Source organism: Mesorhizobium sp. A556, assembly GCF_054489545.1.
In genome coordinates this window covers 1-4,214 of record NZ_JBTMXA010000040.1, presented here as the reverse complement: position 1 = coordinate 4,214, position 4,214 = coordinate 1, and the positions used below count along the sequence as shown (strand labels likewise).

Here is a 4,214-nt window from a genome sequence, read left to right as displayed (position 1 = left end):
CTCCTCCTCGATGCCGTCGGTCGTTCCGACGCCAAGGTCGGAGGGAATGCAGCCGTCGATGGTATTGAGGACGAATACCGATTTCCATTCCTGACCCTTGGCCTCGCGGGCGTAGCCGGCGAGCTGGCCGTAGTGCCGGATGCGGTGGAAGCCACGAGGCAGGACATGGATGAGGAAGCGGCGGATGAGCTCGTCGGTGGCCAGCGTCATAATCTGCTGGCGGTCAGCGCTGTCGCGGCGATAGTCCTTGTAGCGGAAGGCATGACTTTAAGTGGCAAGCTTTTCCTCGGCCAGAGCGTTGGCGTCCTCCAGAAGCTCGAAAAGGGCATGCATGGCTTCGTCGGGCGGGGTCGAACCTGCCTTGGCAGATTCGATGCTGTTTGCGGCAACATAATAGAGTGGGGGCTTCGCCCTGCATGCGGCCAGCTTTCGAGAAATATCTGCGCTTCTTCGACAGAGCCGATCGGACGAATGCCGAACTCACCATCCTTGGCCCAGATACTCGCGCTGAAGTTCTTCATGGGCTTACCTCTCATGCAACACGCGAACTAAACGCCGGAGCGCGGGGGAGGTTGCATGACCATCGAGCGCAAGGCGCGTGAAGCCTACGACCGCGAGAACCCATGGTGGCCGATGTCCGAGGCCAAGCCGTACGGCACTGTCGGCGAACTGCTGTTCAACGACATGGCTGGGAACTTCAACGCCGACGCCTACCGCTATCTCCTGGACCATGACGTGATTGGTATCGGATCGACCCACCGGGCCGCGTCTAGGCGATCATCGTGAGCGGGGCCTACGCTGCGGTGTTCATGGCTTCCCCCTGTCGCAAATCATGTCGCGGGATTCTACCCTTGCGACAAAAGGCTGGCCCTCTGTCCGTCATGTCACTGAGACCTTTCCACCCGAATGTCTGGCCCCGCCATAGGCCGCAAGAACAGCTCCTGCGAAATAGATCATCAGACCCGTCATCGTGGCCTGTGCGTAAGCCACGCGGCCTTCACCGATCTGAAACAGGAAAACGAACAGTGGACCGAGCGCCGTGATCGCGGCCAGTGTCAGGGTGGACATCAGCGATATCGCCTTCTGCATCGCAAAGACCGGAAACGCCATGATCGCGAAGCCGATCACGACAACAGCGAGTAGCCCGCTTGGATCGACCGGACTTTTCCCATCAAGGCCGAGCCATGCGGCCGAAAGCGCCACCACTATGTAGAGCGGAAACCGCAGCGCATATTGCGCAACCGGTGCGATGCCGAGGCGGTCGAGCCTCCGGCTGTAGATCATCATCGCCGCGAGACTGACGGCAGACACACAGGTCAGCAGCAGTCCGACCATCGCGGCAGTCCAGCCGCCTCGCACGAAGCCTGATTGTCCAAGCAGCGTGATCGCCGCCAGATAACCAACGCCGATCACCACAGTGATCAGGCCGACGCCTTCGACCCGGTTGCGCAACGGTGACGCTTCCGGAACCCCGCAAGCCGCGGCAATCACGATGGCAATGGGAACCAGCCCTGAAAACACGGTGAAGACCACAGCTGGTTCGATCATTTGAAGCGCGAAGAAATATGCGATCCAGACAAGGGCCGTCGAGAGATTTAACCCGAGCAGGCTGGCTCTGTTGGCCCACGCAATTCTCAATTGCTCCGGGGCCCGCACCTTCGCCCAGATCAGCGTTCCGGCAGCCGTGAATCCAAAGACTGCCCCGCCGATCAGGAACGAGTCGTAGTCCTGAAACACGCCACCAAAAAACACGGCCTGTGCCGCTTCCAGGATCACAAAGGAGAAGGCCCAGATCAGCCCGAGCGTTGCGTTATCCATCGTCTCACCACACCGATTTTCTATTTTGATACGGCGAAAGCCGCGGCTAGGGTGGTCAAAATATCCGAAAGAATGGCGAATCAGCCCACCGGAGGCGCTGCATATGGATGAACTGGACCTCCGGATCGTGGCCGCGCTTCAGGCAGACGGTACGCTCACCAAGGCGGAGCTGGCAGAGGCGGTTGGCTCGACGCCTTCGACCTGCCTACGCCGAGTCGCGGAGCTGCGGCGAACAGGCGTCCTGAAAGCCTGCGTCTATCTCGCGGACCCGGCCAAACTCGGGCGCAGCATTCGGGCTATCGTCACTGTCACGACGCGCAACCACACCAAGGACGTGCGGTCGTCCTTCGCCGCGCGCGTTTCAGAGGAACCGGCGATCACCCAAGCGTTCGGTGTCACTGGCGATCTGGACGCGGTGCTGATCGGGCATTTCGGCGACATGGAAGAATATCAGGCGTTCTGTGACCGGCTCTTCGACAGTGATCCGGACGTGGTCCGCTACACGACGCTGTTCGCCGTCGAAACCTATAAGGAGACGACGAAGATTACGCCTCGAGACGCTACCCCCAAATGATCGGCTCCGACTCCTTTGCGAGGAAGGGCAAGCCTGCAGGCAGTTCGGACCGCATTGCCATTCCCGTCGCGGCCGACAGAGACAAGGACCGCGAGGTCGCGATGACGCTCGTAGAGGATTCAGGCCTCGACGCCGTCTACTCTGGCACCATCGCGGATTCCTGGCGGCAGCAGCCGGGCGCTCCTGCCTATTGCACCGATCTCACACGCGACGAGATGCCAGATGCGCTGGCAGCGGCCGATAAAGCTCGCCTTCCCAGGCGGCGCGATCTTGCGGTTGGGGCCTTCCTCGAGAGGATGGGAGACCCGAAGATGAACCCGGACGCTGATTTCGGGGTCCGTGTAAGTCGGACATTGTTCATGTAGTATCCAATCCTCCGGCGATCACGACTGGGCGGCGGAGGCATCCTAATCTGAATACGCAGGTAATAATGTCTACCGCTCAGCCATTACAGCCCGCTCCATCCTGTAACCAAGGAGGTTCCTCGTGCCTTTAGCAATCCGACTAACCGAGACCGGCGGTCCCGATGTACTGCACGCCACTGAAATTGATGCCGTCGCGCCGGGTCCGAATGAAGTTGTTATCGATCACAAAGCCATTGGCGTGAACTACCTCGACATCACGCAGAGAAATGGCGCGGTGAAGATACCTTTGCCGTCCGGTCTCGGGCTTGAGGCTGCCGGAGTTGTCAGCGCGGTCGGTGCGGGTGTGACGGATTTCAAGGTCGGAGATCGGGCCGCCTACATCCTGGGACCTGTAGGAGCCTATTCCGAGAGCCGCACCATTTCCGCGGATCGGGTCGTCCCGCTGCCTGATGGGGTTTCTTTCGAAACCGCAGCGACCGTCCTTTTCAAGGGCATTACGGCGCAGTACCTCCTGAAATCAACCTACGCGGTCGGCCAGGGTACAGTCGTGTTGCTTTACGGCGTAGGGGGAGCGCTCGGCCAGATCATGGCACCTTGGGCAAAGCACCTTGGGGCGACGGTGATCGGTGTCGTTTCGAAGGAGTCGAGCGTGGACCGAGCGCGTACGCTTGGATGCGACGATGTCCTGGTTTGGGGGCAAGGTGATCTCGCCGAGAAAGTCGCAGCCCTCACCGATGGCCACAAGGCCGATGTCGTCTACGACGGCGTCGGCAAGCTCACCTTCGAGGCTTCCATAAACAGTCTGCGCCCGCGTGGGCTGATGGTGTCCTTCGGGGCCTCCACCGGCGCACCTCCGCCCGTCGAAGTAGGCACGCTGAACGCCAAGGGCTCGTTGTATCTTACTCGTCCAGGGCTCGCAGCCCATGCGACTGAGGCGACTGAATACAGGGAACGAGCGGCAGATGTTCTCGATGCAGCCATGACGGGTGTATTCTCAACGGCGTTTTGGAAGGAGTTCCCCCTCAGGGAGGCCGCCGCCGCCCATGAAGCCATCGAAAGCGGCCAATCCAATGGGCCGGTGATACTTAGACCGTAACCGCGCGGAGCGGCTACGCTTCGCGCCCATCCCTGTTAAGTTATCATGGCCGATTGTGGCGCGAAGCCGTCATCACCTACACCGATAAAATGTCCGCTTTCGGTGAGATGCCAGGGCCGCCGTTTCGACCGATATGCCGAACTGCAGCTTTCCTCAGAGCAATACCTGATACCAGACAGTCAGGTAGCGGCCCATATCCGAGATGGGAAATCATTTCCCACGTGGAAGCATCTGGGGCGACGTCTAGGTCACCTATTGGGTGGGAAGCGGACAGGCAGGTTTTGGGCAGCTGCGCCGGGAACGCTGTCCTTCACTTGGTCAATGAGCTTCGGCGGCAACGCGCCTCAAATACGACGCCCAA

At 60.3% G+C, this 4,214-nt stretch carries 5 protein-coding genes and 1 pseudogene; 4 read left to right on the top strand and 2 right to left on the bottom strand.

Features of this window, described 5'->3' with window-relative positions:
* Window positions 1-105 precede the first annotated feature (105 nt).
* Window positions 106-258 (bottom strand): annotated as a pseudogene (locus tag ACX3P0_RS25055) (transposase); the annotation flags it as partial.
* A 318-nt stretch (window positions 259-576) separates the two neighbouring features.
* On the opposite strand from ACX3P0_RS25055, the gene ACX3P0_RS25050 reads away from it, so the two are divergent.
* A complete protein-coding gene (locus ACX3P0_RS25050; protein WP_459092904.1) occupies window positions 577-786 on the top strand; it encodes a hypothetical protein in 210 nt (69 codons plus the stop codon).
* 93 nt (window positions 787-879) lie between these two features.
* Here ACX3P0_RS25050 and ACX3P0_RS25045 read toward each other — a convergent pair whose 3' ends face one another.
* Window positions 880-1,818 carry a hypothetical protein gene (locus ACX3P0_RS25045; RefSeq protein ID WP_459092902.1) on the bottom strand — a complete coding sequence of 313 codons (939 nt, stop codon included), beginning with the start codon at window positions 1,816-1,818 and terminating at the stop codon, window positions 880-882.
* Between the two features lie 103 nt (window positions 1,819-1,921).
* Between ACX3P0_RS25045 and ACX3P0_RS25040 the strand changes: the two genes are divergently transcribed.
* The 3 genes from ACX3P0_RS25040 (at window position 1,922) to ACX3P0_RS25030 (ending at window position 3,853) form a co-directional block, all read left to right on the top strand.
* On the top strand, window positions 1,922-2,392 hold the full coding sequence (locus ACX3P0_RS25040) for an Lrp/AsnC family transcriptional regulator (protein ID WP_459092900.1): 471 nt from the start codon (window positions 1,922-1,924) through the stop codon (window positions 2,390-2,392).
* Entirely contained in the window at window positions 2,389-2,757 is a 369-nt protein-coding gene (locus ACX3P0_RS25035; RefSeq protein ID WP_459092898.1) for an NADP oxidoreductase, read from the top strand. Before ACX3P0_RS25040 ends, ACX3P0_RS25035 begins: the two co-directional genes overlap by 4 nt.
* 121 nt (window positions 2,758-2,878) lie before the next feature.
* The gene (locus ACX3P0_RS25030) at window positions 2,879-3,853 is read left to right on the top strand and encodes a quinone oxidoreductase family protein (RefSeq protein ID WP_459092896.1); all 975 of its coding nucleotides are present in this window, start codon (window positions 2,879-2,881) and stop codon (window positions 3,851-3,853) included.
* Window positions 3,854-4,214 lie beyond the last annotated feature (361 nt).